We start from the raw sequence: 14,566 nt of genomic DNA, 5'->3' as shown, positions 1-14,566 counted from the left end.
CGCGGCCGCTTGACTTTTGCCCCCCCGCTCGCTACCGTACCTCGTCATGAGCCGACCGAGTTGGGATGAATATTTCATGGCGATCGCCGAGGAGGTGTCGCGGCGCTCGACGTGCCTGCGCCGGCAGGTGGGGGCGATTCTGGTGGTGGACCGGCGTATCTTGGCCACGGGGTACAACGGCGCCCCGAGCAACGTGCCGCATTGCGAGGAGGTGGGCTGCCTCCGTGAAAAGATGAAGGTGCCGTCGGGCGAGCGGCACGAACTCTGCCGGGGCCTGCACGCCGAGCAGAACGCGATGATCCAGGCGGCGCGTCACGGGGTGCGGATCGACGGGGCGGCGCTGTACACGACGCATCATCCATGCTCGATGTGTGCGAAGATGGCGATCAACGCCGGCATCCGCCGCATCGTCTGCCGCGAGGATTATCCCGACGACCTCGGGAAGCGCCTGCTGGCCGAAAGCGGTGTCGGGCTGGAGGTCTTCCGGCCGGCGCAGGCGTAGGCGCGAAGAGGCGGACGGTTTTCGATTGGGCGCGGGGCTTTGAGGCTCCGGCCCCTTTTTCTTTTTGGGGACGGCCGGCTGGTGGCGGACCCCATGGGCGGTCGTTGGGGGCGCTGCGCCCCCCAGGAATAGGGATTGTGGCGCGGCCTGTGGATTGCTGTGGAAAGAAATTTTTTACGGTGGAAAACTCGGGAGGTTTAACCACAACATATTGTGTTGCCGGGCCTTACGAGAATGGCATTTTGTGAGGGGTTTCAGCCGCCAGAAAACCGTTAAAAAACTCCTTGACGCGCAAGATGCGGTGGTGCATGATAGGCGAAGGCTCGATATGGGGTAGTCGGCGGTTGCACTTTCTCAGTTTTTCTAATCTCGCGGGTCGGAATTGCCGACAATCTTTTCTGGACGGAAGGCCCAACATGTGGTATAGGGGCGTGGCGCGTGGCGGATGATGTGAGGGCGGCGTAGGCGTCGGTCACTTCGTTGAGGAGCGCCCGGCAATGCGGTGTCCTTTCTGCAGCGAAGACAAAGACCGCGTCGTGGATTCGCGCGCGAGCGGGTCGGCCATCCGCCGCCGGCGCGAGTGCCTGGCTTGCGGACGCCGATACACCACGTACGAGCGGGCCGAGCAGGAGCCGCGCCTCCGGGTCATCAAGAAGGACGGCAGCCGGGAAGCCTACGACCGGAAGAAGATCCGGCAGGGCCTGGTCCTGGCGCTGCACAAGCGTCCGGTGCCGACCGAGCGTCTGGACGAGATGCTCCAGGAGATCGAGGACGAACTGACGGGGACGTACGACGCGGAGATCCCGAGCCGGGCGATCGGCGACCTGGTGATGAAGTACCTGCGGAAAGAGGACCAGGTGGCGTACGTGCGGTTTGCCAGCGTGTATCGGAACTTCAAGGACGTGAGCGAATTCGTGCAGGAAGTGGAACCGATGCTGACGGGAAAGGGCGGGCGTGCCGGCCCCGGGGGCCAAGGAGGGTCGCCCGCCCCCGAGTCGAGGTCGAAACGTGCCGAAGAAGGCGAGCGGAAGGCCGGCGGCGACTGACGGCCTGACGCTCGGAGACGCACGCCGCGAGTCCGCAGGATGCTGCGCAGGCGTGGGGGGACGGCCCCCGGGGTCGTCCCCCACGAAAAGCCTCGCTGAGGATGGGCGGCGTCTCACCAACCAGGGGCCAAGCGGACGGGGGCTGTGGACGAAGAGGGAGAGGTCGGTATGGGGCAGCGCATTGCACAAGTTCGGAAGCGCGACGGCCGAATCATGCCGTTCGATGCATCCAAGATCGCCGATGCCGTTTTCAAGGCGGCGCAGGCGGTCGGGGGAGAGGACCGATTCATTGCCGAGGAACTGGCCGGCGCCGTGTGCGATTATCTGAACCGGCATTACGAGGGCGAGGTTCCCGGCATCGAAGACATCCAGGACATGGTGGAAAAGGTCCTGATCGAAACGGGCCACGCAAAGACGGCGAAGGCCTACATCCTGTATCGCGACCGTCGGTCGCAGGCCCGGCGGCGGACGCAGGTCCGCAAGGAGGCCCGGGAACGTTCGGGCGACACGACGGACCTGGCGCTGCTGGTGGACACGGGCGCGAAGGACGCCCTCGTGCCGTGGGACAAGGGCCGCATCGCCGGCGCCCTGGAGGAGGAGGCGCACCTGGACCCGCGGACGGCCCGGAAGGTGGCCAGCGCGGTGGAGGAACGGGTGCTGGCGTCGGGCCTGACGCGGATTTCGACGAGCCTGGTCCGGGAACTGGTGGACAACGAACTGTTCGAGCGCGGCCTGACGGGCCGGCTGGAGCGGCAGAAGATCATCGGCATGCCGCGCTACGACCTGGAGCAACTCATCTACTCGAAGAGCCAGGAAAACTCGAACATCACGGAGAACAACCCGGAGGCGATCAACCTGACGATCGCCGAGACGGTGCTGAAACAGTTCGCTCTGTCGGAGATTTTCTCGCGCGAGGTGGCCGAGGCCCACCTCACCGGCCGGCTCCACGTGCACGACCTGGGCTACCCGACGCGCGTGTACTGCTCGAGCCACAGCCTGGAGTATCTGAAGAAGTACGGCCTGGACCTGAGGAACCTGGACACGAAAAGTTCTCCGGCGAAACACGCGCGGACGTTGACGGGCCACCTGAACACGTTCCTGGCGTCGATGCAGGCGTACTACGCCGGGGCGCTGGGCGTGGCGTACATCAATATCATGTACGCGCCGTACGTCGAGGAGATGAGCGACGAGACGATGCGCCAGGAGGCGCAGCACCTGATTTTCTCGTGCTCGCAATCGGCGTTCAGCCGCGGCGGCCAGACGCTCTTCCTCGACTTCAACATCCACACGGGCGTGCCGGGCTACCTGAAGGACGTGCCGGCCATCGGTCCGGGCGGCCAGTACACGGGCCGGACGTACGGCGAGTACGCGACGACGGCGCAGCGATTCTGCCGGGCGATGCTCGACGTCTGGCGCGCGGGGGACCGCGACGGCCACCTGTTCGCGTTCCCGAAGTGCGATTTCCACATCAACGCCGACACGTTCCGCGACCCGGCCCAGTTGGAACTGCTGGAGTACGCGTGCCAGGTCGCCTCGGAGAACGGCGTGCCGTACTTCGTCTTCGACCGCGACGAGGTGACGCTGAGCGCGTGCTGCCGGCTGCGGACGGCGATCGAGGACCAGCACATGATCCGGCACCCGGAGAGCATGCGTTTCTGCGGGTTCCAGAACGTGACGATCAACCTGCCGCAGGCGGCCTACCGCGCGGGGACCGGCGACTGGGACGCCCTGCTGAGCCATATTGGCGAGGCGATGGACGTCGCGATGCAGGCCCATCTGGAGAAGCGCGAGTTCATCAAGACGATGATGGAGTCGCCCAAGATGCCCCTCTGGCAGATCGGCCAGAAGGCCAGGGACGGCCGGCCGTACGTCGACCTCGACGCCGCCACCTACATCATCGGCCTCATCGGCCTGAACGAGTGCATCCAGCACATGAGCGGCGAGGAACTGCACGAGTCGGACGCGGCGCTGAAGCGCGGCCTGTACGTCGTGTCGTACATGTACAGCCGCGCCAAGGCCTACTCCGAGCAGTACGGCTTAAAGGTGAGCCTGGAGGAATCGCCGGCCGAAAGCGCGACGCGGCGTCTGGCGAAGGTGGACATGCGGAACTGGCCGGCCGCCCGCGGCCTGGTGAAGGGCGACATCGAGGCCGACGAGTATTACTACACCAACTCGATCCATCTGCGGGCGGACGCGCCGGTGGACCTCCTGACGCGCATCCAGAAACAGGCGAAGTTCCACGCCATGATCGAGTCCGGGGCCATCATCCACGCCTTCGTCGGGGAGGAACGCCCGCCTGCCGCCAGCATCCTGGCGCTGGTTCGCCGAACGTTCGAGGGAACGATCGCGGCGCAACTGACGATCAGCCCCGAATTCACCATCTGCAACGGGTGCCACAAATGGACGGCCAGACTCCAGGACCGTTGCGACTACTGCGGGAGCGAGGATGTGTACGGCATCACGCGGATCGTGGGATACTTCAGCCGTATCGCCAACTGGAATAAGTCGAAATTGGGAGAACTGAGGGATCGGCATCGCGGCAACTACGCCGTGACGCCGGTGTGTCCGCCCGCGCCGTCGGCCTGTGCGGCCAGGACGGAACTCGGCACGGCCGCCGGCTGAGCCGCGCGCTTACGCGGACACATGGTTGGAGGGAGCCCCCTTGCTGACGGTGGAGCCGGGGAGATAAGCCGAAACTCGCCGTCCCGGCTCCCCGTCATTTTTTTGCGGCCCAGGCGTTACCGCCCGAGGGGCGGCGCGCGCCGCGTGACGGGAATACGGCCATGGAAATCGTGCGGGAACAGGAACAGGTGTATCGCGGCGGCGAGAGCGGCGTCAAGTACTTCTTCCGCGGGCCGCACATTGACTGGGGGATCGTTCTGTTCGCCCCGGGCGAGGAACTCGGTCGGCATCTGCACAACGAGGTCGAGGAAACCTTTTACTTCGTCGAGGGCAAAGGAGGACGCCTGGTGGTGGACGGCCGGGAGCATCCCGTCCGCGTCGGCCTGGCCGTCCGCATCGAGGCGGGCGAGGTCCACAACATCGTCAACGACACCGATACGCCGCTCAAGGCCGTCTTCATCAAGTCCTCCTACAACCCCACCGACAAGGTGAACGTGTGATGGAGACGGCCGCGAGGCCGAGGGGAAACGACGGGGGCCGCCGCAACGGAACGGGAGAGGGAGAGCCATGAGGTTTGAAGTGTTCGGAAAACCGGATTGCGCCATGTGCCGGAGCACCAAGGACAAACTGGCCCATCTGCTGGCGAAGGCACAGGCGGCCGACGCGATCGGCCTGTCGTTTGTGGACATGAACTCCATCCAGGGCAGGGCGGAGGGCGCGTTCTACGACGTCCACCACGCGCCGACCACCCTCCTCTGGTCCGACGACGAGGAACCCCTGGCCCGCTGGGAAGGTTGTGTTCCGCCGTCGGCCGAGATCAAGACGTTTCTCTCCGACGTGCGGCAAGTGAGCACGGTGTGAATGCGAACGCGACAGCCCCGTTGCCGCCCATCGCCGGCTATCATCCGACCACGCTGGTCGACTGGCCGGGACGGTTGGCGGCCATCGTCTTCCTGCCGCGGTGCAATCTGCGGTGCCCGTTCTGCCACGCCGGCGCCCTGCTCGCCGACCCCGCCGAGACCATTCCGCTGGCCGCGATCCTCGCGCACATCGAATCGCGCGGCGGGTGGATCGACGGCGTGGTGATCTGCGGCGGCGAGCCGACCGTCTGGCCCGGCCTCGCGCTCCTGTGCGCCGAGTTCCGCCGCGCGGGCCTCGCCGTCAAACTCGACACGAACGGCACGCAGCCGGACCGGCTCGCGCAACTCCTGGAGGCCGGCCTCGTCGATGCCGTCTCCATGGACTTCAAGGCCCCCCTCGACGAGCGATACCACGCGGCCTGCGGGACGGCGGTGGACCTGGAGGCCGTCGGCCGATCGCTCGACCTTCTCGCGGCCTCCGCCGCCGAGTGCGAGTTGCGGACGACCGTCTGCCCCGCCTTCATCGGCGAACGGGAAGTTCATGACATGGGTGAACGGATCGCCGGGGCCGACCGATGGGTCCTCCAGCGGTTCGAGCCGACGCACGCGCTGGATCCCGCGCTGCGCGGCGTCCGGCCGTACGACCCGGCGAGGATGGAGGCGCTGGCCGACATCGGCCGGGGGTACGTCGGCCGGTGCATGGTCCGCGGCCAGCCGGAAACCGAGCGCGTCGGCGCCGGACGAGGCTGACCGTTGTTCCCCGGCCCCAAGATTTTGTGGCTCCCGGATGGGTTGACACTGCCTGGGCGGTTTTCTAGACTGGTGGCCGGTCGTGGCACGGAGCCAGGCCGGCCGGTTCCGTTCGGGGGACGCGGTGGCCGAAACCGCCTTTTTCATCCCGTGGGGCCGCTTTTGCTAAAGTCCGATAACTGGGCGCGTCGATACCATGGACGAAAAGAGAGCGGGGACTGAATGCGCGCACCGTCTAGCCTGACATCGTGCACGCCGATGCCGCGCCGTCTCGTGCTCGCGCTCGTCTGTCTGGCGGGCCTGAGCACCGCGGCGACGGGACCCTCCTGTCTCCAGCGGTCCGGGCCGAACCAGCCTCGCACGCCGCGCGACGTCCAACTCCCCGCCTACCTGAAGGACACCGTCGGCGAAGAGGCACGCTTCGCCGGACGCGAATACATTCCGGTGCAAGGGTACGGCTTCGTGATGGGTCTGGACGGAACGGGGACGCGCGTCGTTCCGCCGGGGGTTCGGCAACAGATTCTCGCCATGATGCAGCGTCATGACGTGGACGATCCGGAAGGTCTGCTGGCGAGTCCCGACACGGCGGTGGTTTCGGTGGGCGGCCTGTTGCCGCCGGGTGTGGCCGAAGGCGAGGCGTTCGACCTCGACGTTCGGGCCCTCGCGAACACCGAGACGACCAGCCTCGAGGGAGGTTTCCTGATGGAGTGCGACCTGTCGCGCGTCGTGGCCGGCCGCAGCGGCGAAATGCGCAGCGAACGCCGCGCCACCGGCCGAGGCGGCATCTTCGTCTCGCCCTTCGCCGCCGAAGGCGTGGGAAGCGCAGCCGGCGACCCGCGCGTCGGCCGGATCCTCGGCGGCGGGCGGGCTGTCCAGACGCGCCACTTCCGCCTGGCCCTCCTCGACCCCTCCGTCCGAACCGCGGACCAGTTGGTCCGCCTCATCAACGCGCGCTTTCCCGGCGCCGCCAAAGGGACGCAAGACCCCGGCCGGGTGGACCTGGAGGTTCCGGCCGCCTATCGCGACTCCAAGCCCGAGTTCCTGGACCTGGTGGGCGCGATCTATCTGCGCGAGGCGCCCGATGCCCGCGACCAGCGCCTCAACCTCCTCATCGAAACCCTCGAGGCGGGCCAGGACATGGACCGCGTCGCCGTCTGCCTGGAGGCGTTCGGGTCGTCGATCGTGCCCCGGATCCGGAAACTGGCCGACCATCCGCGCGAGTCGGTCCGCTTCTACGTCGGCCGCATCCTCGCCCGTCTTCAGGACGGCGAGGCGGTCCACGTGCTGCAGGGAATCGCGCTGGACGGCCAATCGGAGTTTCAGGAATCGGCGGTGCAGGCGCTGGGTCGGCTGGAGAAGGGCCTCGGCCTGGCGGTGCTCGCCCGCGCGCTGGACGCCAAGAGCCCCCGCGTCCGCATCGCCGCGTGGCGGGCGATGCGCCGCGCCGGCCCCGACACGGCCGTCGTCCGCGTCTTCGAGGACCAGTTCGTGCTGAGCGTCGTGCCGACCAAGGCCGAACCGTTCATCTACGTTTCGCGCAACCTCTGGCCGCATCTGGCGATCTTCGGCGACGTCCGTGTCCGCGCGCCGCTGCTGGCCGAGACGCGCCGCGTGACGGCGACCGCGCCGGCCGGCGCGGAGCGCACCGTGCTTTTCACGCGCCGCGAGGGCCGCGACCTGCGGGTCGAGGCGACACTCGAGGTGCGCGACGTCATCGAGAAAATGGCCACCCCTCTGGGTCTCGATAAGAACCCCACGCCGCAAGGCCTGGGCCTGGGGTACAGCGACGTCGTCGGCCTGGTGAATGAACTGGCCCGGAAGCGGGCCATGTCGGGCACGATCGTGCTCGAGCCGCTCGAATACCAGATGGCGGGCGACCGCCCGATCGCCCGGCCGATCACCGTCGAGGAGCCGTAGCCTCTCGGCCGGCGGAACGACGCTGGAGGAAGGAGCGCTCGCAAAGTGGAACTGAAGCGACTGGAAGTGTTCGGCTTCAAGTCGTTCGCCGACCGCACCCGCTTCGATTTCGACTCGGGCATCACGGTGATCGTGGGCCCGAACGGGTGCGGCAAGTCGAACGTCGTGGACGCCGTCAAGTGGGTTCTCGGCGAACAGAGCGCCAAGAGCCTTCGCGGCCGCGAAATGGCCGACATCATCTTCTCCGGCTCCGAAAGCCGGCGGAGCCTCGGCTTCGCGGAAGCCACGCTCACCTTCGACAATTCGAGCGGCCTGCTGCCCATCGACTCGACCGAGGTCGAGGTCAGCCGCCGCCTCTACCGCAGCGGCGAGTCGGAATACCTCCTGAACCGCAAGCCCTGCCGCCTGCGCGACATCCGCGAACTCTTCATGGACACGGGCATCGGCGTCGATGCCTACAGCCTCATCGAGCAAGGCAAGGTGGACGTCCTCCTGCAGTCCAATCCCCAGGAACGCCGCATCATCTTCGAGGAAGCGGCCGGCGTCTCCAAGTACAAGTCCAAACGCCGCGAGGCCGAACGGAAACTCGAACGCACCCAGCAGAACCTCGTGCGTCTCGGCGACATCCTCGAGGAGGTCGAAAAACGCCTCCGCAGCGTCAAGTACCAGGCCGGCAAGGCCCGTAACTTCCTCCAGTACACCGAACGCCTCAAGGAACTCCGCGTCTCCTACGCCCTCAGCCAGTACCACGAACAGGCGACGGCGCTCGAGGCCCACGAGTCGGCACTCCGGGACCTGGGGGACGCGCGGGCCGGCGAATCCGGCGCGCTGGCGGCCCTGGAGGAGGAGCGAAGCCGCCTCGAAACGGAACTCATGGAACTGGAGGGCGAGGCCCGCCGCACCGACGCCCGCCTGAGCGAGATCCGCTCGGCCATCGCGACGGGAGAAAACGAGATCGGCTTCCATCGGACGCGCGTCGGGGAACTGGAGCAGATCGTCGAGCGCGACCGGCGAAAGATCGGCGACCTCTCGGCCCACCTGCGCGAGGTCCAGGCGCTCGTGGAATCCCGCCGGCGCGACCTCGCCGAGGTGGCCGACCTGGCCGCCCGGCAGGAGACGGCCGTCGCCGACATCGAAAAACGCCTCCAGGAAACCGCCGACAGGGTCCGCACGCTCACCGGCCGCATCGAGCACGCCAAGGCACACCTGATGGACCTGGCGCAGCAGAAAAGCCAGCGCTCGAGCCGGCTGGCGAGCCTCGACCTGCGCCTTGAGAACCTGTCGGCCCAGGCGGAGCGTCTCGCGAAGCGGCGCGACGAGATCGCCGCCCACCTGGAGCGCCTGCGCGAACGCGAGGTGGAATTGAAGGCCGAGGCGGCCCGGCTGGAGGCGACCGTCGCCGAACGCCGGCGCGGACTCGAAGAGAAACGCCACGAGGCCGAGGCCAAGCAGAAAGAAGTCGAGAGCGTCGGCGAACAACTCGCCCGCGCGAAAGAACGGGCCTCCGCCCTCGCCAGCCGACGCGAACTCCTGGAGGACCTGGAGAAGCGAGGCGAAGGCATTCCCGCCGCCGTCCGCCGCGTCCGCGAAACGATCCGGACCAACGGCCACGCCGGCCGATGGCGAGGCATGGTGGCGGACCTCATCGAGGTGGACGTCGCTCACGCCGTCCTCATCGAATCCGCCCTCGGGCCCGCCGAAAAACTCCTCATCGCCGAACGCCTGGACGACGTCCTGGTGCTGGCGCGCGACCTGGCGGGCACGCTCCCCGGCCAGGTCCGGTTCCTCGCGCTCGACGCGATCGAGCCGGCCGCCGACGGCAAAGACCTCGCGGCCTATCCGGAAGCGGTCGGCTGGGCGATGCAGTACGTCCGCGTGGACGAATCCGTCCTCCCGGCCGTGGCGCACCTCCTGGGGCGGACGGTCGTCGTCCGGAGCCTCGAAGGCGCCGTCGCCCTGGCGCGCGGGCCGCTGCGCGGATACCGCTTCGTCAGCCTCACGGGCGACGTGCTGGAAGCGGACGGGTCGGTCGCCGTCGGCCCGCCGGGCCCGGAGACGAGCCTCATCTCGCGGCGGTCGGAACTGAGGAACATCGCGGCCGAGCAGGAGTCGGCGGCCCGGCAAATCGAGGCGCTCGACGCCCGCCGACGCCGCGCCGTCGAGGAACTTCAGGCCCTCGACGTCGAGCAGCAGGCCCTCCGCCAGGAGATTTACGAGGCGTCGATGGTCCGGGTCGAGGTCGAAGGGCACCAGCGGCGCCTGGCGGAGACGCGCCAGGAACTGTCGGCCGAGGCCCCGCTCGTGGAAAGCGAACTGGCGGACCTCGGGGCGGAGCGCGAGCGGCTCCTCGGGGAGCGCACCGCCCTCGCGGAAGAGATCGCCAGCCTCGACCGGCAGGCCGCCGACCAGCAGCGATCCATCGACGCCCTCGTCGCCGAGCAGGAAACGCTCCTGGAGGCGCGGACCGCGCTCGAGGAGGAGCGGACGGCGGCGCGGGTGGCGCTGGCTCGCCTTCGGGAGAAGCACACGGCCCTGGTGGACCAGGTGGCGTCGAGCGAACGGGACGCGGCGGCGACGGCCCAGGGCATCGAACAGAGCCAGGCCGACCTCGCCGAGTGCCTGACCCGCATCCGGGATTCGGAGCGGACGATGCTGGCGATCCAGTCGGACTTGGCGCGCCTGTTCCTGGAGAAGCAGGGGGCCGAGGCCGAGGGCCGCCGCCTGGCCGAAGCGGGCGCCGACCGGCGCGGCCGCGTCGCCGCCCTCGGCGAAAAGGAGCGCGGGATCGAGGGCGAGATCGAACGCCTCCAGGGGGAGATTCACGGGCGGGAACTGGCGCGGCGGGAAGTCCAGACCAAGCGCGACGACCTCGTCGAGCGCGTCCGCGATGATTTCCAGATGGACCTCGCCGAACGCTACGCCCAGTGGCAGCCGGAAGAGGTGGATTGGGACGCCGTCGCCGCCGAAATCAAGGATCTCCAGGGCAAGATCGACCGCCTCGGACCGGTCAACATCGAGGCGCTCCAGGAACAGGAAGCCCTCGAGAAACGGGCCGAGTTCCTCCAGAAACAGCGCGACGACCTGGTGTCGGCCCAGACGGCCCTGGCGAACCTCATCGAACGCATCAACCGCGAGAGCCGCGAACGTTTCATAACCACCTTCCAGGCGGTGCGAGGTCACTTCCAGGAACTGTACCGGAAACTGTTCGGCGGCGGCAAGGCCGATGTGTTTCTCGAGGACGAAACGGACGTGCTGGAGAGCGGGATCGAGATCGTGGCCCGCCCGCCGGGCAAACAACTCCAGCGGATCAGCCTCCTGTCGGGCGGCGAAAAAGCGATGACCGCGGTGGCGCTCTTGCTGGCGGTCTTCCGTGCCCGGCCGAGCCCCTTCTGCCTCCTCGACGAAGTGGACGCGTCGCTGGACGAGGCGAACATCGACCGCTTCGTCTCGCTCGTCAGGGAGTTCCTCGACCAGTCGCAGTTCGTCATCATCTCGCACAGCAAGCGCACGATGAGTATCGCGGACGTGCTTTACGGCGTGACGATGGAAGAGCCGGGCGTCTCGCGCAAAGTCAGCGTCAAGTTCAGCGACCTGCACGACCAGGGCCTCCTCGCCGAGGAACCGGCCGAGCCGCAGGAGACGTCGCAGCCGCAGGAGACGCCTCAGCCGCAGGAGACGCCGCAAACGCAGGAAGCGGCCGAGGCCGCGACCGTCGGCTGAGCCGCTGCGGAGGCCCCGGAGAATCGGACGCATGGTCTGGCGAATCTCAAGTGCGTTCCTCGCGCTTCTCACAGCAGCGGTGGCCGGGGCAGGCTGCGCGGCCACAGCCGGCCGAGACGCCGAGCCGCAGAACTTGGCTTGCACGATCGAGCGCGTCGGCGCGGACGGGCCGGGCCTCCCGGAGCGCGTGCGCGTGACGATTCGCAACTCCAGCGCGGAGCCGGTCCGCCTGACGTTGCCAAGGCCTCTGCCCGGAGAGGACGAATCCGGCGACGTGCTGTTTCCGCTCCTTGGGCTCTTTCTCCGCGACGCGCAGGGGCATGAAGAGGCGCCAGTTTACGCGGACGTTCGGGCGCGGCGGTCGGAGGCGCCGAGAAGCGTGACGCTTGCCCCGGACGGTGCGTGGTGCCGGGAATATGCGCTCGCGAGTTTCTACTTCTGGGGTCCGTGCGGGCCGGATACGGGCGGCGGTTTCACGAGGTACTTCAGGCCGGGCGAGACGGAGTTGAAACTGACGGCGGGCGTCGTTTTTGATTTCAAAGAGGATGCCGTCGCAGAGAAAGCGATTGTGGAATCCGAACCGATCGTGGTCCGGTGCGCGTTTGAGGGCTGGCTCTTCAAGAAGAATCCGCCCCCGTAGCGCGGGGCTCCGATAGAGGTTGAGCGCCTAATGCCCGACGACCCGCAAGCCTCGACGACGCCGAAACGCCTGCCGGTCCTTCCGTTGCGCGGGCTGGTGGCGTTTCCCGGCCTGGTGATGACGCTCCAGGTCGGTCGGGAACCCTCCGTGACGGCCGTCCACGCGGCCATGGCCGCCGACCACCGCATCCTGCTGGTCGCCCAGCGCGACCCGGACCTGGCGGACCCCGAAGGCAAGGACCTGTTTGCGGTCGGCTGCGTCGGCGAGGTCCTCCAGTGTTTCCGGGAAGCGAGCGGCATCTACAAGACGATCGTCGAGGCGTCGGAGCGGGCCCGCGCGGCGAACGTGAGCGCCGAAGGCGGATGCCTCCGCGCGGAGGCCGAGCCGATCCAGGAGCCCGTCTGCGAGGATGCCGAGGCCGAGGCCCTCATGCGCACAGTCCAGGCGCGGTTCTTCTCCTACCTCGGGAAGAATCCGAGCCTGCCGGAAAGCGTCGGCCGGCTCGTCAGCCAGGCCTCGGACGTCGGCCGCCTGACGGACCTGGTGGCGACGTACCTGGTGATCCCGTTCTCCGATAAGCAGCGCCTGCTGGAGATGACGGAGCCGGGCGACCGGCTGAACGCCCTGGCCGAGGTCCTGGAGAACGAGATTTCGCTGCTGGAAATCCAGGACCGCATCGGCGACCGCGTCCGCTCGCGCCTCAAGCAGAGCCAGAAGGAGTATTTCCTGAAGGAGCAGTTGCGGGCGATCGAGGAGGAACTCGGCCAGGAGGACCCGGCCGGTGCCTCGATCGCGGAACTGGGGGAGAAAATCCTGTCGGCGGGCATGCCGGAGGAGGTCCAACGCCTCGCGCTGGCGGAGCACGCCCGCCTCGGCCGCATGCTCCCCCTTTCGCCTCAGTCCGTCGTCATCACCGAGTATCTCGACTGGCTCATCCACATGCCGTGGACCGCCTCGACCGAGGACAACCTGGACCTGCGGCACGCTCAGCAGGTTCTCGACGAGGACCATTACGGTCTGGAGGAGCCGAAGGAGCGGATCCTGGAGTTCCTGGCCGTCAAAAAACTCTCGAAGCGGATGCGGGAGCCGATCCTCTGCTTCGTCGGCCCGCCGGGTGTCGGCAAGACGAGCCTCGCCAAAAGCGTCGCGCGGGCGCTGGGCCGGCGCTTCGTCCGCAAGAGCCTGGGCGGCGTGCGGGACGAGGCGGAAATCCGAGGCCACCGGCGAACCTACGTCGGCGCACTCCCCGGGCGCGTCGTTCAGTCCATCCGCAAAGCGGGCGTCCGCAACCCGGTGTTCCTTCTGGACGAGATCGACAAGATGGGCGAGGACGCGCACGGCGACCCGGCCAGCGCGCTCCTGGAGGTCCTCGACCCGGACGAGAACTACGCCTTCAGCGACCACTACCTGGAGGTCGAGTTCGACCTGTCGGGGGTGCTGTTCATCTGCACGGCGAATCTGGCGTCGTCGATCCCGCCGGTGCTGCTGGACCGCCTGGAGGTTATCGAACTGGCGGGGTACACGCTGGAAGAGAAGGTCGCGATTGCCCAGCGCCACCTCTTGGCCGAGGAAATGGAGGCGCACGGCCTGGGGGCCGGCGCCGTCGAGTTGCCGACGGACGTCCTTCGCCACGTCATCGAGGCGTACACGCGCGAGGCGGGGGTCCGGAACCTGCGGAAGTGCCTGGCGCGGATGCTGCGGAAGGTCGCCGCCGAGGTCGCCGCCGAGGTCGCCGCCGCACCCCCTTCGAGCGAGCCCGCCGGGCCGCGCGTCCTTGAGCGCGAGCGCGTCCGCGCGTTGCTCGGCCCGGCGCCCTACCGCCGCCAGCCCACCGGTCCGGCCGAACGCGTCGGCACGGTCACGAGCCTGGCGTGGACCGAGTTCGGCGGGCGGAGCATGGCCATCGAGGTCTCGTGCATGCCCGGCAAGGGGGAACTGACGCTGACCGGCCAACTCGGCGCCGTCATGCAGGAATCCGTCAAGACGGCCCTCTCGTGGGTGCGCGCGAAATGCGCCCGCCCGGGAACCATCCCGATGCGCCACACCGTGGACATCCACGTCCACGTGCCGGAAGGCGCCACCCCCAAGGACGGACCGAGCGCGGGGCTGCCGGTCGTCTGCGCGCTGGCGTCGGCGCTGTCGGGCCGGCCGGCGCGGAACGACGTGGCCATCACCGGCGAAGTGACGCTCCAGGGAAGGGTGCTGCCGGTGGGCGGCATCAAGGAGAAGGTCCTCGCCGCCCACCGCGAGGGGATCACGCAGATCTTCCTGCCGCGCGACAACGAGGACGACCTGGAGAAGATTCCCGAGGAGGTCCGTCGGGCGATCCGATTCACCTTCGTCGAGCGCGTGGAAGACTGCCTGCGCGAGGTGGTTCCGGGTCTCAGGAGCCAGTTCCGCGCCCGTGCCGACACGCACCTTTATCGCCGCGAGGAGGCGTAACCTCCGGCGGCGCTAGCCCTGGTTTCGTATTTTATGCGCGGCGGTTCTCCTGAACCGCCGCGATTTC

Annotated in this window: 9 protein-coding genes and 1 pseudogene; all 10 read left to right on the top strand. The window is 68.0% G+C overall.

The annotated features are described in order from the left end of the window. Positions 1-46: 46 nt before the first annotated feature. The 10 genes and pseudogenes from NTX40_07115 to lon all read left to right on the top strand — a co-directional run bounded on the left by NTX40_07115 (position 47) and on the right by lon (position 14,499). A complete protein-coding gene (locus tag NTX40_07115) occupies positions 47-502 on the top strand; it encodes a cytidine/deoxycytidylate deaminase family protein (protein ID MCX5648849.1) in 456 nt (151 codons plus the stop codon). Between the two features lie 497 nt (positions 503-999). Next, positions 1,000-1,440, top strand: a pseudogene (nrdR, locus tag NTX40_07110) (transcriptional regulator NrdR). A gap of 276 nt (positions 1,441-1,716) precedes the next feature. Beyond that, a complete protein-coding gene (gene nrdD / locus NTX40_07105; GenBank protein MCX5648848.1) occupies positions 1,717-4,170 on the top strand; it encodes an anaerobic ribonucleoside-triphosphate reductase in 2,454 nt (817 codons plus the stop codon). 161 nt (positions 4,171-4,331) lie between these two features. Further along, positions 4,332-4,670 (top strand): cupin domain-containing protein, encoded by a 339-nt coding sequence (locus NTX40_07100; protein MCX5648847.1) that lies wholly within the window; start codon positions 4,332-4,334, stop codon positions 4,668-4,670. A gap of 67 nt (positions 4,671-4,737) precedes the next feature. Continuing rightward, entirely contained in the window at positions 4,738-5,031 is a 294-nt protein-coding gene (locus NTX40_07095) for a hypothetical protein (GenBank protein ID MCX5648846.1), read from the top strand. Beyond that, on the top strand, positions 5,028-5,780 hold the full coding sequence (locus NTX40_07090) for an anaerobic ribonucleoside-triphosphate reductase activating protein (GenBank protein ID MCX5648845.1): 753 nt from the start codon (positions 5,028-5,030) through the stop codon (positions 5,778-5,780). The genes NTX40_07095 and NTX40_07090 overlap by 4 nt, the downstream gene beginning before the upstream one ends. 222 nt (positions 5,781-6,002) lie before the next feature. Further along, the gene (locus tag NTX40_07085) at positions 6,003-7,697 is read left to right on the top strand and encodes a flagellar basal body P-ring protein FlgI (GenBank protein MCX5648844.1); all 1,695 of its coding nucleotides are present in this window, start codon (positions 6,003-6,005) and stop codon (positions 7,695-7,697) included. Between the two features lie 45 nt (positions 7,698-7,742). Then, positions 7,743-11,417: a chromosome segregation protein SMC gene (gene smc / locus NTX40_07080; GenBank protein MCX5648843.1), complete on the top strand. Its 3,675-nt coding sequence runs from the start codon at positions 7,743-7,745 to the stop codon at positions 11,415-11,417. 31 nt (positions 11,418-11,448) lie between these two features. Beyond that, positions 11,449-12,057 carry a hypothetical protein gene (locus tag NTX40_07075; protein MCX5648842.1) on the top strand — a complete coding sequence of 203 codons (609 nt, stop codon included), beginning with the start codon at positions 11,449-11,451 and terminating at the stop codon, positions 12,055-12,057. A 30-nt stretch (positions 12,058-12,087) separates the two neighbouring features. Next, the gene (gene lon, locus NTX40_07070) at positions 12,088-14,499 is read left to right on the top strand and encodes an endopeptidase La (GenBank protein MCX5648841.1); all 2,412 of its coding nucleotides are present in this window, start codon (positions 12,088-12,090) and stop codon (positions 14,497-14,499) included. Positions 14,500-14,566: the final 67 nt, after the last annotated feature.

The sequence above is a fragment of the Planctomycetota bacterium genome (assembly GCA_026387035.1).
In the GTDB taxonomy this organism is placed as follows: Bacteria; Planctomycetota; Phycisphaerae; order FEN-1346; family FEN-1346; genus JAPLMM01.
The sequence above is the reverse complement of the archived record's forward strand: the minus strand, read 5'-3'. Positions and strand labels throughout refer to the sequence as shown.